The sequence below is a fragment of the Lysobacter defluvii IMMIB APB-9 = DSM 18482 genome, from assembly GCF_000423325.1.
Lineage (GTDB): Bacteria > Pseudomonadota > Gammaproteobacteria > Xanthomonadales > Xanthomonadaceae > Novilysobacter > Novilysobacter defluvii.
Genome location: NZ_AUHT01000011.1, coordinates 186,658 through 211,230, shown reverse-complemented (window position 1 = coordinate 211,230; position 24,573 = coordinate 186,658). Strand labels below are relative to the sequence as shown.

Genomic DNA, 24,573 nt, shown 5'->3' with positions numbered 1-24,573 from the left:
TCAGGCCGGGAGCGCCTCCGCCTCGCGCACCCGTGCCTCGGCGTAGCGGTCCCAGAGCGCCTGCCCCGCACGGGCGCGCAGCACCTCCAGCCGGGCCTCGTGCGCCACCAGCTCGGCCGCCTGGATGGCGACGCGCGGCCTGGGCAGGCTGCTGTCATAACGCACCAGCACCGCGGCACCGGCGTCCTCGGCCGAACCGAAGCCGATCTCCTCCTGCCCCGAGGTCAGCCCGATGTAGACCTCGGCCAGCAGCTGTGCATCCAGCAGCGCCCCGTGCAGCTGGCGGTGGGTGTTGTCGACTCCCAGGCGCCGGCACAGCGCGTCGAGCGAGTTGCGCTGGCCCGGGTAACGCTCGCGTGCGAGGGCGAGGGAGTCCTCGATCCGGCAGCGGTCGGCCAGGCAGCCGTAGTGGGCCCCGGCCAGGCGCAGCTCGTTGTCCAGGAACCCGACGTCGAAGGCGGCGTTGTGGATCACCAGCTCGGCGCCGTCGATGAACTCCAGGAACTCGTCGACGATCTCCGCGAAGCGGGGCTTGTCGGCCAGGAAGTCCAGGGTCAGGCCGGTGACCTCCTGTGCGCCCTGCTCGAACTCCCGGTCCGGGTTGATGTACTGGTGGTAGGTGCGGCCTGTCGGGCGGCGCTCGACGAACTCGACGCAGCCGATCTCGACCACTCGGTTGCCGCGCTCCCAGCTCAGGCCGGTGGTCTCGGTGTCCAGGATGACTTGGCGCATGCGCGGCATTCTACCGGACGGGTCAGGCCGGGGCCCGGGCGCGCTGCGCCTGGGCCTGGAGGCGGGCCAGTCCGTCCACGCGCTCGTTGTCCGGGTCGCCCGAATGCCCCTTGACCCAGCGCCAGTCCACCTGGTGCCGCGAAGCCGCCGATTGCAGGCGCTCCCACAGGTCCTGGTTCTTGACCGCGCCCCCGCCGGAGGTCTTCCAGCCCTTGCGGATCCACCCGGCCATCCACTGGGTGATGCCCTGGCGCACGTACTGGGAATCGGTATGCAGCGTCACCCGGCAGGGTTCGCGGAGCACTTCCAGGGCCATGATCGCGGCCATCAGCTCCATGCGGTTGTTGGTGGTGTGCGGCTCGCCGCCGGAGAGCTCCCGTTCCTTGCCCCGGTAGCGCAGCAGCGCGGCCCAGCCGCCGGGTCCCGGGTTGCCGAGGCACGCGCCATCGGTGTGGATCTCGACGGGTTTGGGGGTTGCGGTCATCCGGGCATTATCGCCGAGCCGCCGTACCCGCGGCATGGCCGGTGGAGCCGGCGACCGGGGCCGCCCGCGGCCGCCAGCGCAGCACCCGCAAGGCGCCCTCGCGCACGCCGGCCTGCACCCGCTTGCTGGCGGTGAGTGCCAGCCCGCCGCGCAGCAGGTCCCGGGCACCGACGCCCCCGGGGCCGGGACACGGATCCCACACCGGCCCGAGCCATTGCAGCTGCACGGCACCGGCCGGCAGGCCCGCCCGTCGCAGCGCGAGCTGCCACCCACCCGGCGTACGTGCACGCAACCCGGTGCCCGCCCACCGCAGGCGGTAGGGCGCCCACGGGTTCAGCCCCGCCAGCCACAGCGTCCCGCCGGGCGCGAGCACGCGCATGCACTCCTGCAGCAGTCCCGGGTCCGCGTCCTCGTCGTCGAGCACGTGCTGGAGGAGGATCGCGCCCAGCGACTCGCTCGCCAGCGGCAGGGGCAGCCCGCACCTCAACGAGCCGTGCCAGCCGCCGCCGGCCGCGGGGCGCAGAACGAGGCCGCGGCCGGGCACCGGCGCGACGGCAGCCGGTACGCCGAGCCACATCCACGGGCGCGCCGGGCAGGCCGCCAGCACGCGCCGCACCGCCTCGCCCTCGCTCGCCAGGAGGGCCTGGCCGGCCTCGCCCCGGAACCAGTCCAGGCCGGCCTGGCGGTCACGCGGCGGCGGAGCACCGGCTTGACGATGGGGGAGCAGCGCGGGCATGGTCGCGGACTTGCGGCACCGGGAGCGGTTTCCCCGATTCTGCCCTTTCTGCGCCATGGCGGCAGCCGGTCCCGGCACCGCGGCGCAGCAGCCCGGAGGAATCATGCGGCTCGACCCCCTGCCCGCCTTCGACGACAACTACATCTGGCTGCTCCAGCGGGCTGGCCAGGTGGTGGTCGTCGATCCGGGCGAGGCCGGGCCGGTGCTGGCGGCGGCCGCTGCCGGGCCCCGGCCCGACGTGATCCTGCTCACCCACCACCACGCGGACCATATCGGTGGCGTCGGCGCCCTGCTGGAGCGCTGGCCGGACCTGGAGGTGGTGGCGCCCGTGGACGAGCGCATCCCGCACGCCACCCGGCGGGTGGACGACGGCGACGTGGTGGAGGCGGCCGGACTGGCGTTCCGCGTGCTCGCGATCCCCGGCCACACCCGCAGCCACATCGCCTTCCATGCCCCCGACGACGGGGGTGTGCTGTTCAGCGGCGACACGCTGTTCAGCCTCGGTTGCGGGCGCCTCTTCGAGGGTACGCCGGCCGGGATGCACCGCTCCCTGTCCCGCCTGGCCGCCCTGCCCGGTACCACCCGGGTGTGTTGCGGCCACGAATACACGCTGGCCAATGCCGCCTTCGCGCGGGCCGTCGAGCCCGGGAACGAGGCACTGGCGCGGCGTACGGAAGAGGTCCACGCCATGCGCAACGCCGATCGCCCCACCCTGCCCTCGCTGCTTTCCGACGAGCTGGCCTGCAATCCGTTCCTGCGCTGCGGGCAGCCGCAGGTGGCCGCGGCCGCCGCACGCCACGCCGGCACCGGGCAGGGCGGACCGGTGGAGACCTTTGCCGCCCTGCGGGCCTGGAAGGACGGGTTCCGCGCATGAGGCTGCGCCCATGCGGCCGACGGGCCCGTGGCGTGCTGCTCGGCCTGGCGCTGGCGGTATCCGGCGTCCCGGCCGCGGCGGCGGAAACGGCGGACCCCGCGGTGGATGCGCCACCGGCGGCGATCGACACCCGCAGTGGCCTGGCGATCTACGCCAGCTTCCGCGAGGGGCTCGCCGACCCGTCCTGCCCCGCCGGTGCAAGCAAGCGCTGGCAGGCACACTTCGCCAAGGCCCCGGAGCAGCTCGCGGCCAGCCCGGACGAGTCGCTGGCGCTGTTCGGCTACGTGGTCGACGCGGTGCGCGCCGCGCACCTCCCGACCGAGTACGCGCTGATCCCGTTCGTGGAAAGCGGATACCGCGCCGATGCCCGCAGTCCCTCCGGCCCGGCCGGGCTGTGGCAGATGATCAAGCTGACCGCCCGCAACCACGAGATCCCGATCCGGGCCGGCTACGACGGGCGGCTCTCGCCGGTCGACTCCACCCAGGCGGCGGTCCGCTACCTCAAGACCCTGCACGGGATGTTCGCCGGCGACTGGCGGCTGGCGGCGATGGCCTACAACGCCGGCGAGTACCGCGTGCTCGGCGCCCTGCGCCGCAGCGGCCAGCAGGCGCGCGACGTGGACCTCGAAAAGCTGCAGGGGGTGCCACGCGTCACCCGCGCCTACGTCTCCAAGCTCCAGGCGCTCACCTGCGTGATGCTCGAGGCCGGCGAAGCCCGCGCCTGGCAGGCGGCGATGGCCGATCCGGTGCCGCGGCTGCAGGCGGTGGAGCTCCCCGACGACGTGACCCGGGTGCGCGAGTGGGCCGCGCGGCACGAGCAGGACGCCGCGACCCTGCGCCGCCTCAACCCCGTGTACGAGGGCGGGCGCATCGCCCGCCCGGATGGCCGGCCCGCCCGCCTGCTGGCCGCGGCACCGGCCCTTCCCGGCACCGCGGACGCCGCCACGCCCCCGGGCGCGGCCGGCGGCAGCCACTGAGCGCACGCTAGACTATCAGCCTGCGCGGCCGGCCGGCCGCGAACGGACCATCGAGGAGCATCCATGGGTTTCCTGCAAGGCAAGCGTGCACTCATCACCGGCATCGCCAGCGACCGCTCGATCGCCAGTGGCATCGCCGAGGCGATGCACCGCCAGGGCGCCGAACTGGCGTTCACCTACCTCAACGACAAGCTGCGCCCGCGCGTGGAGAAGGCCGCCGCCGGCTTCGGCAGCGACATCGTCCTGCCGCTGGACGTGACCAGCGACGAGCAGGTCACCGACTGCTTCGAGCAGCTGGGCGAGCGCTGGGACGGTGGCTTCGACATCCTGGTGCACGCGATCGCCTACGCCCCTCGCGAGGCGATCGAGGGTGAGTTCCTCGACGGGCTCACCCGCGAGAACTGGAACACCGCCCACGAGGTCTCCGCGTACTCGCTGGCGGCGATGGCCAAGGCCGCGCGTCCGCTCATGGCCGGCCGCAACGGCTCGATCCTGACCCTGAGCTACCTGGGCGCGGTGCGGGCGCTGCAGAACTACAACGTCATGGGCGTGGCCAAGGCCAGCCTGGAGGCCACGGTGCGCTACCTGGCCCTGAACCTCGGCCCGGAGGGCACCCGCGTCAACGCGATCTCCGCCGGCCCGATCAAGACCCTGTCCGCCGCGGGCATCGCGAACTTCCGCAAGATGCTGGGCCATTTCGAGGCGCACGCCCCGCTGCGCCGCACGGTGACCATCGAGGACGTGGGCAACACCGCCGCGTTCCTGTGCTCGGACCTGGCCTCCGGCATCACCGGCGAGGTGACCTACGTCGACTCCGGCTACAACATCCTCGGGATGAGCGGCGTCGGCAGCGAGGACTGAGGCCGCGGCGCCACGGCGCACGCATTGTCCAAAGCAAAAGCCCGGCCTGGAGCCGGGCTTTTGCTTGTCCGCGTGACCGCCCGGGGCGCGGTCAGAGGTTCTGCTCGAACAGCTCCACCTCGTAGCGCTCCCGCAGTGCCTCGACGATCGCCTGGACATCGGCGATGCCGGCGGCCTGGGCGAGTTGTTCACGCAGCGCGGCGGCCTGTGCCGGCGGAATGTCCGCGCTGTCGCCCGGGGTCACCGCGTCGACGGTGAACAGCACGAGGCTGCCGTCGTCCAGGACCTGGTGGCCGCTCGAGATCGCGTCCTCGGCCGGCGCGCGGGCGGCGAAGATCGCCTCCGAGATGCCGGGTGCCAGCAACGGCGCGCCGCGCGGCACCTGGGGCACCGACTCGGGCGCCTCCAGGCCTTCGGCTTCGGCCAGCAGCGCCAGGCTGCCGAGCTCGGCCAGGCGCGCCTCCAGCGTGGCCGCGCGGGCGCCGGCGGCCTCGCGCAGGCGCTCGGCGCGGATCGCGTCCTCCACCTGCGCGCGCACCTCCTCGAGCGGACGCGGCTGTTCCGGATTGTGGTCGATGACGCGCAGCCAGGCTGCGCGGTCCGGGCCAAGGCTGATGGTGTCGCTGATCATCCGGTCCTGGACCTGCGCTTCGGAGAACGCGTTGGCACGGATGGCCGGCTCCGCTGCAAGGCCCTCGACCGCATCGCGGGTGAAGGGCCCGAGGACCTGCACCTGCGTCCCGGCCGCCTCGGCCGCCGCGTCCAGGGAGGCCGGCGACTGCAGGATCGCGTCCACCACGCGCCGGCTGACGTCCTCGAACGCGGCCTCGCGGTCGGCCGCGGCCTGCTCGGCGAGAAGGCGCTCGCGGGCCTGCTCGAAGGTCTCCCCCTCCGGCTGTTCCACGTCGCGCAACAGCAGCACGTGCCAGCCGAAGTCGCTGCGCACCGGCTCGCTCACGTCGCCCGGCTGCATGGATTCCAGCGCCACGTCGAGGGCGGGCGGCAGGGTCCCCGGCTCGACCCAGCCCAGGTCTCCACCGGCCTCGGCGGAACCGGGGTCGTCGCTGTGCGCGGCCGCCACGGCGGCAAAGTCGCCGTCGCGGGCCTGCGCGGCGAGCCCGGCGGCCTCGGCGCGTGCCGCCTCCACCGCCTCGCCGGACGCATCGGCCGGCACTTCGACCAGGATGTGCGAAACCTGGCGCCGAGCCTGCCCGGCAACGCCCTCGGCCTCCTCGGCGAAGCGCTGGCGCAGCGTGGCCTCGTCGGCGGGCGCCGGGGCCTCGAGTTCGGCCGCGTCCACCACGATGTACTCGATGGTGACGTTCTCGGGCGCGAGGTAGTCCCGGGTGTTGGCCTCGTACCAGGCCTGCACTTCCTCGTCGGTCACCGGCTCCGCGGCGGCTCCCTCGTCGGGCGGCACCACCAGCACGCTCACGTCGCGCCGCTCGCCCAGCAGTTGCACCATCCGCTCGAGCTCGCCCGCGGTGACGAACTCGCTGCCGGCCAGGGCCTCGGCGAGCAATGCCCCCTGCAGCGCCTGGCGCAGGCCGTCCTCGAACTGGCGCGGCGACTGCGGCGGAACCTGGGAGGCCAGCGCAAGCCGGTAGCGCTGCGGGTCGAAGCGCCCGTCGACCTGGAACGCCGGGATCGCCTGGATCGTCTCGCGGACCATGGCGTCGCCCACCCGCAGCCCGGCCTGGCGCGCGGCGATGGACTGCAGGCGCTCGTCGACCAGGCCCTGCAGCACCTGTACCCGGCTGGGCAGCTCCTCGAATGCCCGCGCGTCGAAGGCCTCGCCCTCGATCTCGCGACGCTGCTGGCGCACCTGGTCGAGCCGGTTGCGGAACTCGTCGACGGTGATCTCCTCTTCGCCCCACAGCATGGACACCGGCCAGAAGGACGGCGCGGAGTTCCACCAGGCAGGCGGCGCCTTGACCACGGCCGCGGTGTTCGCCGCGCCGCCCACCATGTACTGCTCCAGCCCGAAGAAGGCGAAGGGGATGATCAGCAGGCCGACGATCACGGTCGCGATCCAGCCGGTGGTCTTTTCGCGGAGTTTCTGCAGCATGTTCGGGTCTGGTCGGGCAGGCGTAAGCCGGGCAGTTTACCTGTTCACCGGACGCTCCGGGACGCTGCCGGTGCCCGCGCGCGCCGCGTAGGGGAAAACGGACGCCCGCGCGGGCGTCGCGCACCACTGAAAAGCGGACCAAAGAAAAAGGGACGCCCCTGCGGGCGTCCCTTCTTGCATGTGGCGGAGCGGACGGGACTCGAACCCGCGACCTCCGGCGTGACAGGCCAGCATTCTAACCAGCTGAACTACCGCTCCGCGCTTGAACTGCTTGTCCCGCGAAAACCGGGACCCCTCACTTGTATGTCGAAGGCGCCGGCAGGACCGGCGCCTTCGGGTACGACTGGCGGAGCGGACGGGACTCGAACCCGCGACCTCCGGCGTGACAGGCCAGCATTCTAACCAACTGAACTACCGCTCCGCGCCTTGAAACCTTGCCCCTCGTCCGGTGCTGGTGGGTGCTGAGGGTTTCGAACCCCCGACCCTCTCCTTGTAAGGGAGACGCTCTACCACTGAGCTAAGCACCCGGACCCGGGATCGATGCGGCGGTGACCTGCTGCACCGGTGGGGCGAGCCGCTTAGTTTACAGCGTCTTTCAGCGCCTTGCCAGCCTTGAAGGACGGATTCTTCGAGGCGTTGATCTTGATGGCCTCGCCGGTCTTCGGGTTGCGGCCCTGGCGCGCGGCGCGCTCGCGCACCTCGAAGGTGCCGAAGCCGACCAGGGTGACGTTCTCACCCTTCTTCAGTGCATCGGTGATGGTGCCAACCACAGCGTCGACGGCACGGGCGGCGTCGGCGCGGGACAGCTCCGAAGCTTCGGCGACGGCAGATACAAACTCAGCCTTGTTCATTCGATAGGACTCCCTGGTGCGGACCATTCCGCATTGCTCTTGGAACCGGTGCCTTCCACGCGCGGAAAGCGACCGAGCGGCGTTGCCGCGGCACTCCACCCCCTACTGAAGCCCGAGCGCGCGGTGTCGCTCGTTATACCAGCGAGGTATGGCCCACGCAAGCTGAAAGCAAGCAACCACGGGCCTTTGCGGGGTGACCGGATACGGCGCAAATGGGCGTTCAGTGCTTGACGTCGGGCTGCGGCTGCTGTTTGCGCCGGCGCGGGACCGGCACGTCCTCCACTTCGCTGCCCCCCGCCTTCTTGCCGCCCGGGGCGCCCAGCGGGCGCTCCAGCGCCACGTCGAGCACCTCGTCGATCCACTTGGCGGAGATGATCTCCAGGCCGTCCTTCACGCTCGCGGGCAGGTCGACCAGGTCCTTCTCGTTCTCGGACGGGATGACCACCGTGGTGATCCCGCCACGCAGCGCCGCCAGCAGCTTCTCCTTCAACCCGCCGATCGGCAGCACGCGCCCGCGCAGGGTGATCTCGCCGGTCATGGCCACGTCCGAGCGCACCGGGTTCTTCGTCAGCATCGACACCAGCGCGGTGGCCATGGCGATGCCGGCGCTGGGGCCGTCCTTGGGCGTGGCGCCCTCGGGCACGTGCACGTGCACGTCGTGCTTCTGCAGGAACTCCAGGTCGATGCCCAGCCGCTCGGTGCGTGCGCGGACCACGCTCAGCGCGGCCGAGGCGGACTCCTTCATCACGTCGCCCAACTGGCCGGTCAGCATCAGCTGGCCCTTCCCCGGGACCATGGTGGACTCGATCTGCAGCAGGTCGCCGCCCACCTCCGTCCACGCCAGGCCGGTCACCAGGCCGATCTCGTTCTGCTCTTCCGCACGGCCGAAGTCGAAGCGCCGCACGCCCAGGTACTTGTCCAGGTTCTTGGCGGTGACGCTGACGGTCTTCGCCTTCTTCTGCGGACCCGCCAGGGCGATCTCCTTGACCACCTTGCGGCAGATCCGCGAGACCTCGCGCTCGAGGTTCCGCACCCCGGCCTCGCGGGTGTAGTAGCGGATGATGTCGCGCAGCGCGCCCTCGGCCACCTTCAGCTCGCCCTCCTTCAGGCCGTTGGCCTTGAGCTGCTTGGGCAGCAGGTAGCGGGTGGCGATGGAGAGCTTCTCCTCCTCGGTGTAGCCGGGGATGCGGATGACCTCCATGCGGTCCAGCAGCGGGCCGGGGATGTTGAGCGAGTTGGAAGTTGCGACGAACATCACCTCCGACAGGTCCAGGTCGACCTCCAGGTAGTGGTCGTTGAAGCTGTGGTTCTGCTCCGGGTCGAGCACCTCCAGCAGCGCCGAGGACGGGTCGCCGCGGAAGTCCATCGACATCTTGTCGATCTCGTCGAGCACGAACAGGGGGTTCTTCGTGCCGGCCTTGTTGAGGTTCTGCACGATCCGGCCCGGCATCGAGCCCACGTAGGTGCGGCGGTGGCCACGGATCTCGGCCTCGTCGCGTACGCCGCCCAGCGACATGCGCACGAACTTGCGGTTGGTCGCCTTGGCAATCGACTGGCCGAGCGAGGTCTTGCCCACGCCCGGCGGGCCGACCAGGCACAGGATCGGGGCCTTCATGTTGCGCACCCGGCTCTGCACGGCCAGGTACTCCAGGATCCGCTCTTTGACCTTCTCCAGGCCGTAGTGGTCCGCGTCGAGGACCTCCTGCGCGGCCTTGAGGTCGCGGCGGACCTTGCTGCGCTTCTTCCACGGCACGCCCAGCAGCCAGTCGAGGTAGTTGCGCACCACCGCGGCCTCGGCCGACATCGGCGACATCTGCTTGAGCTTGTTGAGCTCGTTGCGTGCCTTGGCCTCGACCTCCTTGGGCATCCCCGCCCCGGCGATCTTCCGGGTCAGTTCCTCGATGTCGTTGGTCGCATCGTCCATCTCCCCGAGCTCTTTCTGGATCGCCTTCATCTGCTCGTTGAGGTAGTACTCGCGCTGGCTCTTCTCCATCTGCGACTTCACGCGGCCGCGGATGCGCTTCTCCAGCTGCTGGACGTCGATCTCGCCGTCCACCAGGCCGATCAGCATCTCCATGCGCTCGCCGATGCGGTGGGCCTCCAGCAGCTGCTGCTTGTCGGCCACGCGCACGCCCAGGTGCGCGGCGATGGTGTCGGCAAGCCGGCCCGGGTCGTCGACCCCGGACAGCGTCTGCAGCAGCTCGGGCGGGAGCTTGCGGTTGGTCTTCACGTACTGCTCGAACAGGCCCATCAGCGACCGCATGACCGCCTGCACCTCGCGCTCGGGCCGGTCCAGCTCGGACTCGACCACGCGGGCGTTGCCGACCAGCGCGCCGCCGGATTCGACGACGCCGGAAATGTCGGCCCGGGCGACGCCCTCCACCAGCACCTTGATGGTGCCGTCGGGCAGCTTCAGCAGTTGCAGCACCTGGGCCAGGGTGCCGGTCGCGTAGAGGTCCTCCGCGCCGGGCTCGTCGACCTCGGGCGCCTTCTGCGCGACCAGCAGGATCTGCTTGTCACCCTCCATGGCGCGGTCGAGTGCCTGGATCGACTTGTCGCGGCCGACGAACAGCGGGATGACCATGTGCGGGAACACCACCACGTCCCGCAGCGGCAGGACCGGCAGTTCGAGCGTATGGCGGGTGGATTCGGTCATGGGTGGCTCCGGGGTGCGGCCTGCGGGTCTCCGCCAGCCGGGGAATTCGGTTGCGCCTCCCGTCGGGAGGGGTCCAGCACGGTTATGGGGGCGCGCGATTTCGTTGCAACCCACCCTGCCGCAACGCGGCTTTCCGGCGCATGAAAGCAGTCAGCCGCCTGGGTTGCAGGCGGCTGACGGGCAAGGCTTTGCGCGGGGACGGCGATCGCGGGCTAGTCGCCGGCCGCCGCCTTCTGCGGGGCCGCCGGCGGCGTCTGGTAGATCAGGTACGGCTCGCTCTTGTGGTCGATGACCGACTCGTCCACCACCACCTTGCTGACGTTCTCCAGCGACGGCAGGTCGTACATGGTGTCCAGCAGCACCGACTCGACGATGGTCCGCAGCCCGCGGGCGCCGGTCTTGCGCTTGATCGCCTTGCGGGCGATCGCCTTCAGCGCGTCCGGGCGGAACTCCAGCTCCACGCCCTCCATCTCGAACAGCTTGCGGAACTGCTTGGTGATGGCGTTCTTCGGCTCGGTCAGGATGCGCACCAGCGCCTCCTCGTCGAGCTCCTCCAGCGTCGCCACCACCGGCAGGCGGCCGACGAACTCGGGGATCAGGCCGAACTTGACCAGGTCCTCGGGCTCGACCTGAGCCAGCACCTTGCCGACCTCGGCCTTGCGCTCGCCGCTGCGGACCTTCGCCCCGAAGCCGATGCCGCCGGCCTCGGTGCTGCGCTTGGCGATGATCTTGTCCAGCCCGGCGAAGGCGCCGCCGACGATGAACAGGATGTTGCGGGTGTCGACCTGCAGGAATTCCTGCTGCGGGTGCTTGCGCCCGCCCTGCGGCGGCACGCTGGCCTGGGTGCCCTCGATCAGCTTGAGCAGCGCCTGCTGCACGCCCTCGCCGGACACGTCGCGGGTGATCGACGGGTTGTCGGACTTGCGCGAGATCTTGTCGATCTCGTCGATGTAGACGATGCCGTGCTGCGCCTTCTCGACGTCGTAGTCGCACTTCTGCAGCAGCTTCTGGATGATGTTCTCCACGTCCTCGCCCACGTAACCGGCCTCGGTCAGCGTGGTGGCGTCGGCCATGGTGAACGGCACGTTGAGCATGCGCGCGAGCGTCTCGGCCAGCAGCGTCTTGCCCGAGCCGGTGGGCCCGACCAGGAGGATGTTGGACTTGGCCAGCTCGATGTCGTCGCTCTTCTGGCGGCTCTCGATGCGCTTGTAGTGGTTGTACACCGCCACTGCGAGCGTCTTCTTGGCGCGCGACTGCCCGATGACGTACTGGTCGAGCACCTCGAGGATCTCGCGCGGCTTGGGCAGGTGGCTACGGCCGGACTGGGCCTTCTCCTCCAGCTCCTCGCGGATGATGTCGTTGCACAGCTCCACGCATTCATCGCAGATGAACACGCTCGGGCCGGCGATCAGCTTGCGCACCTCGTGCTGGCTCTTCCCGCAGAAGGAGCAGTAGAGGATCTTGGTGCTGTCGCCGGTGCTGCGGCCCTGTCGGTCGTCGGTCATTCGGTTGCCTGATGTCAGCTTTCAGGGGAGCGCAGCGCGCATCCCCGGGGTGTCGCGGGCCGAGAATAGCACAGCACCCGCGGACGCCCCGGGGGCGCTGCGGGTACCGTTGTTTTGCTGTTCAATCAATTACTTGCGCGTACCGCGGGGCGTCAGCCCGCCTGGATGGTCTCGTCCGGGCGGCGCTCCAGCACCTCGTCGACCAGCCCGTACTCGCGGGCGGCCTCGGCGCTCTTGAAGTTGTCGCGCTCGGTATCGCGGGCGATCGTCTCCAGCGCCTGGCCGGTGTGGCTGGCCAGCACCTCGTTCAGCCGCTGCTTGAGCGAGAGGATCTCGCGGGCGTGGATCTCGATGTCGGTGGCCTGGCCCTGGAAACCGCCCAGCGGCTGGTGGATCATCACCCGCGAGTTCGGCAGCGCGTAGCGCTTGCCCTTGGCGCCTGCGGCCAGCAGCAACGCGCCCATCGACGCCGCCTGGCCGACGCAGATGGTGCTCACGTCGGGGCGGATGTACTGCATGGTGTCGTAGATCGCCATGCCGGCCGTCACCACCCCGCCGGGCGAGTTGATGTACAGGCTGATGTCCTTCTCGGGGTTCTCCGCCTCGAGGAACAGCATCTGGGCGACGATCACGTTGGCCACGGCGTCGTTGACCGGCCCGACCAGGAAGATCACCCGCTCCTTCAGCAGGCGCGAGTAGATGTCGTACGCGCGCTCGCCGCGGCTGGTCTGTTCGACCACCATCGGGACGAGGTTCAGGGCTTTGGTCTGGTTGTCCATTCGGTCGTGGCCTGCAATATCAAGTGTGTCCGGCCGCCAATCTGGGGCCTGCGCCCCGGCGCCGCAAGGCCGGGGCGTGGCGGCCGGCTACGGGCGCCGGCCGCCGTTCAGCGGTGCTACTGGCGGATCGCCTCGGCGAACGGCAGCGCCTGGTCGGTGTGGCGGGCGCGCTCGGCGATCCAGTCGATCACCTGCTCCTCCATCACGCGGCCCTGCAGGCCCTGCATCAGCTTGGGATCCTGACGGTACAGCTCGATGACCTGCTGCGGCTCCTCGTAGGTGGAGGCGATCAGGTTCAGGGTCTCGTTGACGCGCGCCGGGTCCAGCCGCAGCTCATTGCGGCGGGCGACCTCGCCCACCAGCAGGCCGACCAGCACGCGCTTGCGGGCGCCGTCCATGAAGTTCTCGTGCGCGTTCTCCGGCAGCTCGACCTGGCGGCCCTGGCGGCGCGCCTGCTCGGCGGCCTGGAAGGCCATGTTGCGGGCCTCGGACTCGACCAGCTTCGGCGGCATCTCGACCGAGCCGTAGGCTTCGACCAGCTTCTCGCTGACCTCGCGGCGCAGGCGGGCCATCAGCGCGCCCTTGAGCTCGCGCTCCAGGTTGGAGCGGATGTCCTTGCGGAACTGCTCGGGGTCGCCGCTGCGCACGCCGAAGCTGCGGATGAAGTCGGCATCCACTTCGGGCAGCACCGGCTCGGACACCTTCACGGCCTTGAGGTGCACCTGGGCGGTCTTGCCGGCGAACTGCGGAGCGCGCCAGTCGGCCGGGAACTCGACCTCGACCTGCTTCTCCTCGCCGGCCTTCATGCCCTCCAGGGCCGACTCCAGCGCCGGCAGCATCGAACCGGCGCCAACGATGCTGGTGCCGCGCTCGGTGCCCTCGGCGGGCACGCGCTCGTCGCCGACCTGCGACCAGGTCTCCAGCTCGACGGCGTCGCCGGCCTTCGCGCCACGCTCGACCGCGCTCCAGGTGCGGCGCTGGGCGCGCAGGTTCTCGATCATCGTGTCGATGTCGTCCTCGCCCACCTCCGAGGTGTGGCGCACGATCTCGAGCTTCTCGACGTCGATGTCGCCGAAGTCGGGCACCAGCTCGAAAGTGGCCACGTAGCGGCCGTCGTCGGCGTCGTCGCCGGCCGGCTGGATGTCCGGGTTGCCGGCCAGCTGCAGCTCGTTCTCGCGCACGGCCTGGTTGAACGACTCCCGCAGCAGCTGCTCGCGCACCTCGTCGCGGACCTGCTTGCCGAAGCGCTGCTCGATCACGCTGCGCGGCACCTTGCCCGGGCGGAAGCCCTTCAGGCGCGTGGTGCGGGCGATCTCGCCCAGGCGCTGGTCGACCTGCTGCTTCAACCGGTCGGCCGGGAGACTGAAGGTCATGCGGCGTTCGTGGTCACCGAGCGATTCGACCGTGGCTTGCATATCGACTCCTGCCGCCGCGGCGGCGGCCGCGGCACGAATAGTGTTGTCTGGGATGGATTGGCTGGCACGCCGGCGGACGCCACGCGGGCACCGCACGCGGGCAGGCGGATGCTGCCCTGCTCCCGGCGAACGGCATAGTCTGGCGCAATCCGGCCACCGCCGCCAGCGCCACGGTGGCGGCGGCAGCGCGCGCACGCGGGCGCGGATGATTGACACCGGGACGGCGGGTGCGCAGAATTACCGGCCTTTCGCGGCGCTGGCGCGCCATGGAAGCCCGGATCGGGGCATAGCGCAGCCTGGTAGCGCATCTGGTTTGGGACCAGAGGGTCGGGGGTTCGAATCCCTCTGCCCCGACCATCCGGCGGACGCAGTACCGGGCGCCCGTAGCTCAACCGGATAGAGCACCGGCCTTCTAAGCCGGTGGTTGCAGGTTCAAGTCCTGCCGGGCGCGCCAGATCATGCGACAATGCGGCACCCGTGGTGGATGTAGCTCAGTTGGTTAGAGTACTGGATTGTGATTCCAGTGGTCGGGGGTTCGAATCCCCTCATCCACCCCACCCTTCAGGAAGCGCGCCCGGCGCGGTTTCGTTCAAAAAAGGTATTGCGTTGCTGGGCGCATTGCCTGTTACAATTTCCAGCCCGGGCCGTTAGCTCAGTTGGTAGAGCAGTTGACTCTTAATCAATTGGTCCAAGGTTCGAATCCTTGACGGCCCACCAAATCCGGGGCCCCTGGCATCGCCAGGGGCCCTTTTTGTTGCCCCGCCGGCTGCTCACCGCGTGCGTGGCGGCCGGCCCGCCGCGCACCTACAATCGGTCGCGGCAATGCACGCGAAAGTGGCGGAACTGGTAGACGCCCTGGATTTAGGTTCCAGTGAGGGAGACCTCGTGGGGGTTCGAGTCCCCCCTTTCGCACCACCACCTGGACGACCAAGGGGAATCGCATGATCCGTAGTGGCAACCCGGCTCTGAAGGAGTCGACCTTCCTGGACCTCGGCAGCGGCTCGATCGTGCGCGGGGCCGATGGCGCCATGACCCTCAACGGGACGGTCAACAAGACCGGCTTCCTGCTCCTGCTCGCGGTGGCGACGGCGACCTTCGCCTGGAGCCAGGTGTCCACCCCCTCCGGGATCGTGGGTGCGGCGCCCTACATGTGGGGCGGACTGATCGGCGGGCTGGTGCTGGCGCTGGTGACGGTGTTCAAGAAGGAGTGGGCGCCGGTGACCGCGCCGGCCTACGCGCTGGTGGAAGGCCTGTTCCTGGGCGCGATCTCGGCGATGTTCAACCACCTCTACGAAGGCATCGTCATGCAGGCGGTGCTGCTGACCTTCGGCACCCTGTTCGCGATGCTGTTCGCCTACCGCAGCGGGCTGGTCCGCGCGACCGAGAACTTCAAGATGGGCGTGTTCGCCGCCACCGGCGGGATCATGCTCGTCTACCTGGCCTCGATGGTGGCCGGCTTCTTCGGGGTGCAGGTCCCGATGATCCACGAGAGCGGGCTGATCGGGATCGGCTTCAGCCTGTTCGTGGTGGTCATCGCGGCGCTGAACCTGGTGCTGGACTTCGACTTCATCGAATCCGGTGTGGAGCACGGCGCGCCCAAGTACATGGAGTGGTACGGCGCCTTCGGGATCATGGTCACCCTGGTGTGGCTGTACGTCGAGTTCCTGCGGCTGCTGGCCAAGCTGCAGTCACGCGACTGACGGCGCGCCGCGCCGCCGCGGCCAGGCGATGGCCACCGCGGCGGCGCCCGCCAGTACCCAGCAGTACCAGACCTTCCCGGCCACCAGCAGCGGCGAGATGCCGGCCAGCGAGCCGGCCAGCAGGATCTGCGCGCCGTAGGGCAGCACGCCCTGGGCGATGCACGCGGCGACGTCGAGCATGCTCGCCGCGCGCCGGGGCGGGATCCCGTGGCGGCGGGCGATGTCCCGGGCCAGGTCCCCGCTCACCAGGATGGCGACGGTGTTGTTCGCCGTCAGCACGTCGCTGCCGGCGGCGAGCGCGGCGATGCTGGCCTCGCCCATCCGCGGCCCACGGCCGCCCCGCGCCAAACGCGCGATCGCCCGCGACAGCCACTCCAGTCCTCCGCTGGCCCGGGTCATGGCGGCAAGGCCGCCGATCAGGATCGACAGCAGGGTGATCTCCACCATCGACCCGAACCCGTCGTAGATGTCGATCGCGAAGCTGGCCGGATCGTAGCCGCCGGGCGCGAACGCTCCCATCAGGCCCGCTACGACCAGCCCGATCGCCAGCACCAGCACCACGTTGATCCCGGCCAGTGCCAGCCCGAGCACGAGCAGGTACGGCAGGACCAGCCAGGTGGCGGTGGCCTGCGGGGCCTCCACCGGCGCAACCTCGCCCGCCATCGCGAGCAGGACGGCGGTGACGACCGCGGCGGGCACCGCGAGCCGCAGGTTGTCGCGGAACTTGTCGTGCATCCGCGCGCCCTGGCTGCGGGTTGCTGCGATGGTGGTATCGGAGATGATCGACAGGTTGTCGCCGAACATCGCACCGCCCACCACCGCCCCCATCACCAGTGCCGGGTCCATGCCGGCCGCGTCGCCGATGCCGACCGCCACCGGCACCACCGCGGCGATGGTGCCCATCGAGGTGCCGATGGCCAGCGACACAAAGCCCGCCACCAGGAACAGCGCGGGCAGCAGGAACTGCGGCGGCAGCGCGCCCAGGCCGAGCGCGACCACCGCGTCGACCGCCCCGATCGACCGGGTGACGTTGGCGAAGGCGCCGGCGAGCAGGAACACCAGCACCATCAGCATCACGTTCGGCTGGCCCATGCCCTCCAGCAGGGTGTCCAGCGGCCGGGTGCCGCGGCGCCACAGCAGCAGTGCGCCCAGGGCGAGCGCGGGCAGGACCGCGACCGGCGCCCGCAGCTGGTAGAAGCCCATGTCCTCGCCCCCGAGGGTGAAGTACAGCCCGGCGCCGAAGAACAGCGCCAGGAACACCAGCAGGGGCACGAGTGCGAGTGCGCTGGGAGCGGGGGGAACCGGGGCCTGCTCGTTCATCGCTTCATACGGATGAAGTGGGCAGGCGAGTGTGCCGCCGCCTCCCCGCCCTGTCGAGGCGCACGGACGGAACGCAAAAAAGCAGCGGGGCGCCACCCGGGCGCCCCGCTGGAGGTCACTTCGCGGTGATGCCGGTCAGACGCGGCTGGCGATCGCCCTGGCAAAGCCCATCGTGGTGCCGCTGCCGCCCAGGTCGCCGGTCAGGCTGTCGCGCGCCTCCAGGGTGGCGACGATCGCGCCGCGCAGGCGCTCGGCATGCTCGGCCAGGCCCAGGTGGTCGAGCATCTGGCCAGCGCCCAGCAGCAGCGCGCACGGGTTGGCCTTGCCCTGCCCGGCGATGTCCGGCGCGGTGCCGTGCACGGCCTCGAAGATCGCCGCGTCCTTGCCGATGTTGGCGCCGGGGGTCAGCCCCAGGCCGCCGATCAGGCCGGCGCACAGGTCGGAGATGATGTCGCCGAACAGGTTGGTGGTCACCAGGACGTCGAACTGCTCCGGGCGCATGACCAGCTGCATGCAGCAGTTGTCGACGATCATGTCCTGGGCCTCGATGTCCGGGTACTCGGCCGCGACCTCGCGGGCGACCTTGAGGAACAGGCCCGAGGTGGACTTGAGGATGTTCGCCTTGTGGACGATGGTCACCTTCTTGCGGCCGGTGCTGCGGGCCAGCTCGAAGGCATAGCGCGCCACCCGCTCCGAACCCTTGCGGGTCACGGTCGCGATCGAAACGGCCTTGCTGCCGTCCTCCGACACCTCCTGCCCCTCGGCGCTGTAGGCGCCCTCGGTGTTCTCGCGGACGGTGATCACGTCCACGCCGGACTCGAAGCGCGATTTGGTGTTCGGGTACGAGCGCGCCGGGCGCACGTTGGCGTACAGGTCGAAGCGGCGGCGCAGCTCGACGTTGATCGAGGAAAAGCCACCACCGACCGGGGTGGTCAGCGGGCTCTTGAGCGCGACGCGGTTGCGGCTGATCGAATCAAGGGTCGCGGCCGGCAGCAGCTCGCCGGTCTTCTCCAGGGCGACCACGCCGGCATCGGCGAACTCGTAGTCCAGGCCCACCTGCAGCGCGTCGAGCACGTGCAGGGTGGCGTCCATGATTTCCGGGCCGATGCCGTCGCCGCGGATGACCGTGATGGTTTGCGTCATTTGTGGGGGATTCCAGCTGGTGGCCACCGGCGCGAAGGGAACGTACGGCGGCGTGTGTGAACCGCCCGATTATGCCAGACGCCCGTCCCCGGTGCAGTTGCCGGGGTCCGTGCCGGCGGGCCCGCGGAGCCCCTCCCGGGCGCTCAGCCGGCGCCGTCCAGCAGGGGTGCGAGCTTGCCGGCCCGGTGCAGGGCGATCATGTCGTCGTAGCCGCCGACGTGGGTCTCGCCGATGAAGATCTGCGGAACGCTGGTGCGCCGGGTGAGCGCCATCATCTTCTCGCGCTCGGCGGGGTCCAGGTCGATGCGCACCTCGGTCCAGGTGCGGCCCTGGCTCTGCAGGAAGTTCTTGGCCGCCACGCAGTACGGGCACACGGCCGTGGAATAGATGGTGATGGCGGGTTGCTCGCTTGCGTTCATGGGGTGTTTCCCTCCTGTCGTGAACTCGGGGCGCCGGCTGTGGTCGAATGACACCAAGATGGGTCCACCGGTGCGGATTTCCACCCGTGCCCATCCGAACCGAACGTCCCGGACACTGGAGCACCCATTGCGCCGCACCCGCCTGCTGACCGCCGCCCTCGTCGTCGCGCTGGCCGCCCCCGCCGGCGTGGCGCAGGAGCGCCTGCCGGACATGGGCTCGTCGGCCGGCGAACTGCTCACGCCCCACCAGCAGGCCCAGTACGGGCAGATGATGCTGGCGCAGCTGCGCCACTACGACTACGTGCTGGACGATCCACTGGTCGACGAGTGGCTGTCGGCACTGGGCGGACGGCTGGGCGCCAACAGCGACACACCCGACCAGTCGTACACCTTCTTCATGCTCAGGGAACGCCAGGTCAACGCGTTCGCCACCCTGGGCGGCTACATCGGGGTCAACTCCGGCCTGGTGCTGGCCGCCGAGCGCGAGGACGAGGTCGCGGGCGTGCTCGCGCACGAGATCGCCCACGTCAGCCAGCAGCATGTGCTCCGCGGGGTCGAGCGGGCCCAGCGCGACCAGATGCCGATCCTGCTCGCGATGCTGGGCGCCATCGTCGCCGCGCAGGCGGCGGGCGGCAGCTCCTCGGGCGAGGCCACCCAGGCGGCCATGGTCGCGGCGATGGGCCTCAGCCAGCAGGCGCGCATCAACTACACCCGCTCCAACGAGCACGAGGCCGACCGGGTCGGCATCCGGACGCTGGCCCGCAGCGGCTACGACCCGCATGCGATGGCGGACTTCTTCGGCACCATGCAGACACTCTCCCGTGTCAACGCGGCGGGTGCCTACGAGTTCCCCGACTACCTGCGCACCCATCCGGTCACCACCACCCGCATCAGCGAGGCGAAGAGCCGCGCCGAGCAGCTCGCCGACCGCGCGCCGGTGTTCACCAGCGGTCCCTTCGGCAGCGGCAACCCGTTGCTCCCCGCCGGGCTGGGCGTGGTGCCCCGGCCTGGTGCCACGGACGCGGACCGCGCGGCGTCCAGCGGGACCGGGCGCTTCGAGCTGGCCCGCGAGCGCCTGCGCGTACTCACCGCCGAAACCCCGCGCCAAGCGATCCGCGAATACGAGCAGATGGAGGCCGCCGGCCCGCTGGACGACGCCGCGCGTTACGGCCTGGCCCAGGCACTGCTGCGCTCCAGCCAGCCCGGCGAGGCGGTCGGCATCCTGGAGGAACTGCTGGCCGGCAACCCCCGCGACATCTGGATCGAACTGGCCCTGGCCGAGGCGCTCGCCCGCGCCGGCAAGGCCGCCGAGGCGGACCGCCACTTCCAGGCGCTGTCGCGGCGGGCGCCGAACAACCGCGCGGTGGCCCTGGGCTGGGCCGAGGCCCTCATCGCCCGCGACACCCCCGAGGACGGCCGCCGCGCCCAGGCGCTGCTGCGCCCGATGGCGACCGGCGCCGCCGAAAGCCTGGCATTCCAGCGCACCTTCGCCCGCGCGAGCGAAGTCGCCGGCGACCCGGTGCGCGCCGGCGAGGCCTGGGCCGAGGCGGCATTGCTGGGCGGGCGCGCCGAGCAGGCCCTGGTCCAGCTCAACACGCTCAAGCGGCGCGAGGACCTGGACTACTACGCCCGCGAGCGGATCGAGGCGCGGATCGCCCGCATCACGCCGCTGGTCCTGGAACTGCACCGCCAGGGCATCCGCGACGAGGTGCTCGACCGGCGCTGAACCCGCCTGTTGCCGTTGTCATGCGGCTGTCACCGAACGGTAGTGTACTGGCGGTGCCCTCCTGCCCGTTGGTGATTGAATGCACAAGCGCATCCTGATCGTCGAGGACGAGCCCGCCATCCGCGACATGGTGGCCTTCGCGCTGCGCAAGGGTGAGTACGAACCCGTCCATGCCGGCGACGCCCAGCAGGCCCAGGTCGCGATCGCCGACAAGGTGCCCGACCTCATCCTGCTGGACTGGATGCTGCCCGGCACCAGCGGGCTGGAACTGGCCCGCCGCTGGCGCCGCGAGGCGCTGACCCGCGAGATCCCGATCATCATGCTCACCGCGCGCGGCGAGGAGAACGACCGCGTCGCCGGGCTGGAGTCCGGGGTCGACGACTACGTGGTCAAGCCCTTTTCCACCCGCGAGCTGCTGGCGCGGATCCGTGCGGTGCTGCGCCGCTCGCGCGAGGATGACGAGGATGGCAGCGTCACCGTCGGCGGCCTGCGCATCGACGGTGCCGCGCACCGGGTCTTCGCCGACTCGCCCGAAGGCGAACAGCCGGTCCAGATCGGCCCGACCGAGTACCGCCTGCTGCACTTCTTCATGACCCACACCGACCGGGTGTATTCGCGCTCTCAGCTGCTCGACCACGTCTGGGGCGGCAGCGTGTACGTGGAGGAGCGCACCATCGACGTGCACATCCGCCGCCTGCGCAAGACCCTCGAGCCGTTCGGCCTCGACGGGATGGTGCAGACCGTGCGCGGGGCCGGGTACCGGTTCTCGGGCGCGATCGACGCCTGACCGGCGCCGCCACCCGCGTCCTCGCCCGGCCCCATAGCGGATACTGGCGCCATGCCACCGGAGATCTACAAGGCCTGGTCACGCACCGTCGCGATGCTGGCGCTGCTGTTGGCCCTCGCGGCACTGGGCGGCGCGCTTGCCGGCCATGCCTGGGAAGCACTCGCGGTGGCCGCCCTGCTGGTCATCGGCTGGCACTACTGGCGGCTGCAGCGCGTACTGGAGCGGCTGACCGCGCGCCGCCGGCAGCCTCTGCCCACGCGCGCGCTCGGACGCGGACGCGGGGCCTGGAGCGAGCTGGAACGCCTGCTCCACCGCAGCCAGGTGGAGACCCGCGGCCGCAAGACCCGGCTGCTGGAGATGCTGCGCGCCTACCGCGCCGTGGCCGCGGCGCTGCCGGACGCGGTGGTGGTCGTGGAGCGCAACAGCCAGCGGGTGATGTGGTTCAACGAGGCCGGCACCTCGATGCTCGGACTGCAATACCCGGCCGCGCTGGGCGCCCCGCTGGCCGAATGCCTCAAGCCGCTGTCGCTGTCGCACTGGCTGGCCGCCGGCCGCCACGCCGAACCGCTGGAAGTCACCTCGCCCGGCGGCGGCGCGACCCTGAGCCTGAAGCTGATCCCCTACTCCGAGTCACTGTGGCTGCTGGTCGCCCGCGACGTGACCCGCCTGCTGCGGCTGGAGCGGATGCGGCGCGACTTCGTCGCCAACGTCAGCCACGAGCTGCGCACCCCGCTCACCGTGCTGCACGGCTACCTGGACATGATGGATGACGAGGAGGACCCGGAGCGCCAGCCGATGATCCGGGAGATGCAGCAGCAGTCCCAGCGCATGGCGCAACTGGTCGAGGACCTGCTGACGCTGTCGCGCCTGGAGTCGGCCGAACAGCTGCCCGGCGAGGACCGGATCGCGATGGCGGCAATGCTCGACACCCTGCGCCGCGAGGCGGCGGCACTCGGCCAGGGGCGGCACCGGATCCGCATCGAGGACCAGGCCGGCGTGGACCTGTGGGGCGGCGCGCGCGAACTGCATAGCGCGTTCTCGAACCTGGTCTCCAATGCCGTGCGCCACACCGGGAACGAGGGCGAGCTGGTGATCCGCTGGCGCCATGGCGAAGGCGGCGAAGTGGTGCTGGAAGTGGTCGACTCCGGCTACGGGATTGCGCCCGCCCACCTGCCCCGCCTGACCGAGCGCTTCTACCGCGTCTCCGCCAGCCGCTCGCGCGAGAGCGGCGGGACCGGCCTCGGGCTGGCGATCGTCAAGCATGCGCTGCACCTGCACCAGGCGCGGCTGGAGATCCGCAGCGAGGTGGGCGTGGGCAGTACCTTCTCCTGCCATTTCGGTGCCGCGCGGGTAAGGTCGCGTGAGTCCGCCGGCACCGCGCCGGCAAAGCCGGAGACACGCACTTGAGCCCCCGCAGGATGGATGCACGGCGACCCGTGGACGCCGAAGCCGATGTCGACGCCGGCCTGTACAGCGACGCCGACGGCGACGGGCCGCTGCACGACCCGGCGCTGTACGCCAGCCGCGAGCTGGCCCAGCTCGACTTCAACACCCGCGTGCTGGCCCAGGCACTGGACCCCAAGGTCCCCCTGCTGGAGCGGCTGCGCTTCCTGTGCATCAGCAGCACCAACCTCGACGAGTTCTTCGAGATCCGCGTCGGCAACCTGCTGCGGGCCCAGGAGCTTGGCCTGCCGCCGGGCGCGGACGGGCTTTCGCACGCGGCCCTGCTGGCGCAGATCCACGAACGCGCCCGCGCCCTGGTGCAGGCACAGTACCGGTGCTGGCGGGAAGTACTGCGCCCGGAGCTCACCCGCGCCGGCGTGCGCGTGTTCGGCCGCGAGCGCTGGGATCCCCGCCAGACCCGCTGGCTGCGCGCCTACTTCCGCAGCAAGGTGATGCCGGTGCTGTCCCCGCTGGGCCTGGACCCGGCGCACCCGTTCCCGAAGCTGCTCAACAAGTCGCTCAACATCGTGGTCCGCCTGGAGGGCCGCGACGCCTTCGGCCGGGAGGGCCAGTACGCCATCGTGCGGGCGCCGCGCTCGCTGTCGCGCATCATCCAGATCCCGGAGAAGGTCAGCGGCGGGCCGCACGATTTCGTGTTCCTTTCCTCGCTGTTGTCGACCTTCGTCGGCGAGCTGTTCCCGGGGATGACCGTCCATGGGGCGTACCAGTTCCGGCTCACCCGGAGCGCGGAACTGGAGTTCGACGAGGAGGAGGTCGACAACCTCGCCATGGCCCTGCGCGACGAACTGGTCGGCCGTGATTTCCTGCGACCGGTACGGCTGGAGATCGCGCGTGACTGCCCAACCGCCCTGGTACGCAGCCTGCTGGAGAAGTTCGGACTGGGCGAGGACGCGGTCTACCACATCGATGGCCCGGTGAACCTCAACCGGGTCATCAAGGTGTACGAGCTGGCCGACCGCCCCGACCTGAAGTTCCCCTCCTTCCAGCCGCGCTCCCTGCCCGGCTCGGACGCCATGTTCGACACGATCGCCGCCGGCGACGTGTTGCTGCACCACCCGTTCGACTCCTTCAGCCCGGTGCTCGAGCTGGTCCGGCAGGCCGCCGAGGATCCGTCGGTGCTGGCGATCAAGCAGACGCTGTACCGCTCCGGCGAGGGCTCGCAGATCGTCGAGGCCCTGATCCAGGCCGCGCGCAATGGCAAGGACGTCACCGCGGTGGTCGAGTTGCGCGCGCGCTTCGACGAGGAGGCCAACCTCGGCTTCGCCAACCGCATGCAGGAAGCCGGCATCCAGGTGGTGTACGGGGTGTTCGGCTTCAAGACCCACGCCAAGATGATGCTGGTGGTGCGGCGCGAGGGCCGCCGGCTGCGCCGCTACGTGCACCTGGGGACCGGCAACTACCACGCCGGCACCGCGCGCGCGTACACCGACATCGGGCTGATGACCGCGCACCCGCAGGTGGCCGGGGACGTGCAGCAGATCTTCCAGCAGCTGTCGGGCCTGTCGCCGCCGCCGCGGCTCCAGCAGATGATGCAGTCGCCCTTCACCCTGCACCGCGGGCTGCTGCGGCGGATCAAGCGAGAGACCGCGCACGCGCGCGAGGGACGGCCCGGCCGCATCATCGCCAAGATGAACGCTCTCAACGAACCGGCGGTGATCCGGGCGCTGTACCGCGCCTCCCAGGCGGGGGTGTCGATCGACCTGATCGTCCGCGGCGCCTGCACGCTGCGCCCCGGTATCCCGGGCGTGAGCGAGAACATCCGGGTGCGCTCGATCGTCGGCCGCTTCCTGGAGCACAGCCGCATCTACTGGTTCGGCAACGACGGCGCGCCGGAACTCTTCTGCGCCAGCGCGGATTGGCTGGAGCGCAACCTGCTGCGGCGGGTGGAGGCCTGCTTCCCGATCCTGGACCCGGTGCTGGCCAATCGCGTGTACGAGGAGGGACTGGCCAACTACCTGGCCGACAACGTCAACGCCTGGGAGCTCCAGCCCGACGGAAGCTACGTCCAGGCCGAGCCCGGCGACCAGCCTCCGCACTCCGCCCAGGCCTGGCTGCTGGCCCGGATCAACGGATGAA

At 70.6% G+C, this 24,573-nt stretch carries 20 protein-coding genes and 8 tRNA genes; 13 read left to right on the top strand and 15 right to left on the bottom strand.

Features of this window, described 5'->3' with window-relative positions:
• From dnaQ to G545_RS14425, 3 genes are read right to left on the bottom strand one after another with little or no spacing between them, the layout of a single operon-like run.
• A complete protein-coding gene (gene dnaQ / locus G545_RS0110290; RefSeq protein ID WP_027070304.1) occupies positions 1–732 on the bottom strand; it encodes a DNA polymerase III subunit epsilon in 732 nt (243 codons plus the stop codon).
• 22 nt (positions 733–754) lie between these two features.
• The gene (gene rnhA / locus G545_RS0110285) at positions 755–1,216 is read right to left on the bottom strand and encodes a ribonuclease HI (RefSeq protein WP_027070303.1); all 462 of its coding nucleotides are present in this window, start codon (positions 1,214–1,216) and stop codon (positions 755–757) included.
• Between the two features lie 7 nt (positions 1,217–1,223).
• Entirely contained in the window at positions 1,224–1,952 is a 729-nt protein-coding gene (locus tag G545_RS14425) for a methyltransferase domain-containing protein (RefSeq protein WP_052347315.1), read from the bottom strand.
• Between the two features lie 103 nt (positions 1,953–2,055).
• On the opposite strand from G545_RS14425, the gene gloB reads away from it, so the two are divergent.
• The 3 genes from gloB to G545_RS0110265 all read left to right on the top strand — a co-directional run bounded on the left by gloB (position 2,056) and on the right by G545_RS0110265 (position 4,664).
• Positions 2,056–2,826: a hydroxyacylglutathione hydrolase gene (gene gloB, locus G545_RS0110275; protein WP_027070302.1), complete on the top strand. Its 771-nt coding sequence runs from the start codon at positions 2,056–2,058 to the stop codon at positions 2,824–2,826.
• Positions 2,823–3,803, top strand: a complete 981-nt coding sequence (locus tag G545_RS14420) for a lytic transglycosylase domain-containing protein (RefSeq protein ID WP_154656568.1) — start codon at positions 2,823–2,825, stop codon at positions 3,801–3,803. The genes gloB and G545_RS14420 overlap by 4 nt, the downstream gene beginning before the upstream one ends.
• Before the next feature lie 63 nt (positions 3,804–3,866).
• Entirely contained in the window at positions 3,867–4,664 is a 798-nt protein-coding gene (locus tag G545_RS0110265) for an enoyl-ACP reductase FabI (RefSeq protein WP_027070301.1), read from the top strand.
• Between the two features lie 91 nt (positions 4,665–4,755).
• Here the strand turns inward: G545_RS0110265 and G545_RS0110260 are convergent, their stop codons facing one another.
• From G545_RS0110260 to tig, 9 genes are all read right to left on the bottom strand, one after another.
• Positions 4,756–6,732 carry a SurA N-terminal domain-containing protein gene (locus G545_RS0110260; RefSeq protein WP_027070300.1) on the bottom strand — a complete coding sequence of 659 codons (1,977 nt, stop codon included), beginning with the start codon at positions 6,730–6,732 and terminating at the stop codon, positions 4,756–4,758.
• Positions 6,733–6,913: 181 nt separating this feature from the next.
• Positions 6,914–6,990 (bottom strand) — tRNA-Asp (locus G545_RS0110255).
• Between the two features lie 86 nt (positions 6,991–7,076).
• Positions 7,077–7,153, bottom strand: a tRNA-Asp gene (locus tag G545_RS0110250).
• Between the two features lie 31 nt (positions 7,154–7,184).
• Positions 7,185–7,259: transfer RNA gene (locus G545_RS0110245), tRNA-Val, on the bottom strand.
• Between the two features lie 51 nt (positions 7,260–7,310).
• Positions 7,311–7,610, bottom strand: coding sequence for an HU family DNA-binding protein (locus G545_RS0110240; protein WP_161625787.1), 300 nt, complete (start codon positions 7,608–7,610; stop codon positions 7,311–7,313).
• 193 nt (positions 7,611–7,803) lie between these two features.
• The gene (gene lon / locus G545_RS0110235) at positions 7,804–10,239 is read right to left on the bottom strand and encodes an endopeptidase La (RefSeq protein WP_027070298.1); all 2,436 of its coding nucleotides are present in this window, start codon (positions 10,237–10,239) and stop codon (positions 7,804–7,806) included.
• Positions 10,240–10,451: 212 nt separating this feature from the next.
• Positions 10,452–11,744 carry an ATP-dependent Clp protease ATP-binding subunit ClpX gene (gene clpX / locus G545_RS0110230; protein ID WP_027070297.1) on the bottom strand — a complete coding sequence of 431 codons (1,293 nt, stop codon included), beginning with the start codon at positions 11,742–11,744 and terminating at the stop codon, positions 10,452–10,454.
• 152 nt (positions 11,745–11,896) lie between these two features.
• Positions 11,897–12,523: an ATP-dependent Clp endopeptidase proteolytic subunit ClpP gene (gene clpP, locus G545_RS0110225; protein ID WP_027070296.1), complete on the bottom strand. Its 627-nt coding sequence runs from the start codon at positions 12,521–12,523 to the stop codon at positions 11,897–11,899.
• Between the two features lie 116 nt (positions 12,524–12,639).
• Positions 12,640–13,938 (bottom strand): trigger factor, encoded by a 1,299-nt coding sequence (gene tig / locus G545_RS0110220; RefSeq protein WP_027070295.1) that lies wholly within the window; start codon positions 13,936–13,938, stop codon positions 12,640–12,642.
• 280 nt (positions 13,939–14,218) lie between these two features.
• Between tig and G545_RS0110215 the strand changes: the two genes are divergently transcribed.
• The 6 genes from G545_RS0110215 (at position 14,219) to G545_RS0110190 (ending at position 15,638) form a co-directional block, all read left to right on the top strand.
• Positions 14,219–14,295, top strand: a tRNA-Pro gene (locus tag G545_RS0110215).
• 20 nt (positions 14,296–14,315) lie between these two features.
• Positions 14,316–14,392: transfer RNA gene (locus G545_RS0110210), tRNA-Arg, on the top strand.
• Positions 14,393–14,418: 26 nt separating this feature from the next.
• A tRNA-His gene (locus tag G545_RS0110205) sits at positions 14,419–14,495 on the top strand.
• Between the two features lie 84 nt (positions 14,496–14,579).
• Positions 14,580–14,655 (top strand) — tRNA-Lys (locus tag G545_RS0110200).
• Positions 14,656–14,766: 111 nt separating this feature from the next.
• Positions 14,767–14,853, top strand: a tRNA-Leu gene (locus tag G545_RS0110195).
• Between the two features lie 29 nt (positions 14,854–14,882).
• Positions 14,883–15,638, top strand: a complete 756-nt coding sequence (locus tag G545_RS0110190) for a Bax inhibitor-1/YccA family protein (protein WP_027070294.1) — start codon at positions 14,883–14,885, stop codon at positions 15,636–15,638.
• On the opposite strand, the gene G545_RS0110185 is transcribed toward G545_RS0110190, so the two are convergent.
• The 3 genes from G545_RS0110185 to grxC all read right to left on the bottom strand — a co-directional run bounded on the left by G545_RS0110185 (position 15,627) and on the right by grxC (position 18,520).
• The gene (locus tag G545_RS0110185; RefSeq protein WP_027070293.1) at positions 15,627–16,958 is read right to left on the bottom strand and encodes a Na+/H+ antiporter NhaC family protein; all 1,332 of its coding nucleotides are present in this window, start codon (positions 16,956–16,958) and stop codon (positions 15,627–15,629) included. The two genes, G545_RS0110190 and G545_RS0110185, sit on opposite strands and share 12 nt — an antisense overlap.
• Positions 16,959–17,093: 135 nt before the next feature.
• Positions 17,094–18,101, bottom strand: a complete 1,008-nt coding sequence (locus G545_RS0110180; RefSeq protein WP_027070292.1) for an isocitrate dehydrogenase — start codon at positions 18,099–18,101, stop codon at positions 17,094–17,096.
• Positions 18,102–18,244: 143 nt separating this feature from the next.
• Complete coding sequence (grxC, locus tag G545_RS0110175) at positions 18,245–18,520, bottom strand: glutaredoxin 3 (RefSeq protein WP_027070291.1); 276 nt, start codon at positions 18,518–18,520, stop codon at positions 18,245–18,247.
• 127 nt (positions 18,521–18,647) lie between these two features.
• Between grxC and G545_RS0110170 the strand changes: the two genes are divergently transcribed.
• From G545_RS0110170 to ppk1, 4 genes are all read left to right on the top strand, one after another.
• The gene (locus G545_RS0110170) at positions 18,648–20,246 is read left to right on the top strand and encodes a tetratricopeptide repeat protein (RefSeq protein ID WP_052347313.1); all 1,599 of its coding nucleotides are present in this window, start codon (positions 18,648–18,650) and stop codon (positions 20,244–20,246) included.
• A gap of 79 nt (positions 20,247–20,325) precedes the next feature.
• Positions 20,326–21,033, top strand: a complete 708-nt coding sequence (gene phoB, locus G545_RS0110165; protein ID WP_027070289.1) for a phosphate regulon transcriptional regulator PhoB — start codon at positions 20,326–20,328, stop codon at positions 21,031–21,033.
• Between the two features lie 51 nt (positions 21,034–21,084).
• Entirely contained in the window at positions 21,085–22,440 is a 1,356-nt protein-coding gene (gene phoR, locus G545_RS0110160) for a phosphate regulon sensor histidine kinase PhoR (protein ID WP_027070288.1), read from the top strand.
• An 11-nt stretch (positions 22,441–22,451) separates the two neighbouring features.
• A complete protein-coding gene (gene ppk1, locus G545_RS0110155) occupies positions 22,452–24,572 on the top strand; it encodes a polyphosphate kinase 1 (protein ID WP_081677845.1) in 2,121 nt (706 codons plus the stop codon).
• Position 24,573: the final 1 nt, after the last annotated feature.

What these genes read in the sequence shown, in the direction of transcription:
- dnaQ (WP_027070304.1), bottom strand. Translation starts at nt 732, where the DNA reads ATGCGCCAAGTCATCCTGGACACCGAGACCACCGGCCTGAGCTGGGAG.
- rnhA (WP_027070303.1), bottom strand. Translation starts at nt 1,216, where the DNA reads ATGACCGCAACCCCCAAACCCGTCGAGATCCACACCGATGGCGCGTGC.
- G545_RS14425 (WP_052347315.1), bottom strand. Translation starts at nt 1,952, where the DNA reads ATGCCCGCGCTGCTCCCCCATCGTCAAGCCGGTGCTCCGCCGCCGCGT.
- gloB (WP_027070302.1), top strand. Translation starts at nt 2,056, where the DNA reads ATGCGGCTCGACCCCCTGCCCGCCTTCGACGACAACTACATCTGGCTG.
- G545_RS14420 (WP_154656568.1), top strand. Translation starts at nt 2,823, where the DNA reads ATGAGGCTGCGCCCATGCGGCCGACGGGCCCGTGGCGTGCTGCTCGGC.
- G545_RS0110265 (WP_027070301.1), top strand. Translation starts at nt 3,867, where the DNA reads ATGGGTTTCCTGCAAGGCAAGCGTGCACTCATCACCGGCATCGCCAGC.
- G545_RS0110260 (WP_027070300.1), bottom strand. Translation starts at nt 6,732, where the DNA reads ATGCTGCAGAAACTCCGCGAAAAGACCACCGGCTGGATCGCGACCGTG.
- G545_RS0110240 (WP_161625787.1), bottom strand. Translation starts at nt 7,610, where the DNA reads ATGGTCCGCACCAGGGAGTCCTATCGAATGAACAAGGCTGAGTTTGTA.
- lon (WP_027070298.1), bottom strand. Translation starts at nt 10,239, where the DNA reads ATGACCGAATCCACCCGCCATACGCTCGAACTGCCGGTCCTGCCGCTG.
- clpX (WP_027070297.1), bottom strand. Translation starts at nt 11,744, where the DNA reads ATGACCGACGACCGACAGGGCCGCAGCACCGGCGACAGCACCAAGATC.
- clpP (WP_027070296.1), bottom strand. Translation starts at nt 12,523, where the DNA reads ATGGACAACCAGACCAAAGCCCTGAACCTCGTCCCGATGGTGGTCGAA.
- tig (WP_027070295.1), bottom strand. Translation starts at nt 13,938, where the DNA reads ATGCAAGCCACGGTCGAATCGCTCGGTGACCACGAACGCCGCATGACC.
- G545_RS0110185 (WP_027070293.1), bottom strand. Translation starts at nt 16,958, where the DNA reads ATGAACGAGCAGGCCCCGGTTCCCCCCGCTCCCAGCGCACTCGCACTC.
- G545_RS0110180 (WP_027070292.1), bottom strand. Translation starts at nt 18,101, where the DNA reads ATGACGCAAACCATCACGGTCATCCGCGGCGACGGCATCGGCCCGGAA.
- grxC (WP_027070291.1), bottom strand. Translation starts at nt 18,520, where the DNA reads ATGAACGCAAGCGAGCAACCCGCCATCACCATCTATTCCACGGCCGTG.
- phoB (WP_027070289.1), top strand. Translation starts at nt 20,326, where the DNA reads ATGCACAAGCGCATCCTGATCGTCGAGGACGAGCCCGCCATCCGCGAC.
- phoR (WP_027070288.1), top strand. Translation starts at nt 21,085, where the DNA reads ATGCCACCGGAGATCTACAAGGCCTGGTCACGCACCGTCGCGATGCTG.
- ppk1 (WP_081677845.1), top strand. Translation starts at nt 22,452, where the DNA reads ATGGATGCACGGCGACCCGTGGACGCCGAAGCCGATGTCGACGCCGGC.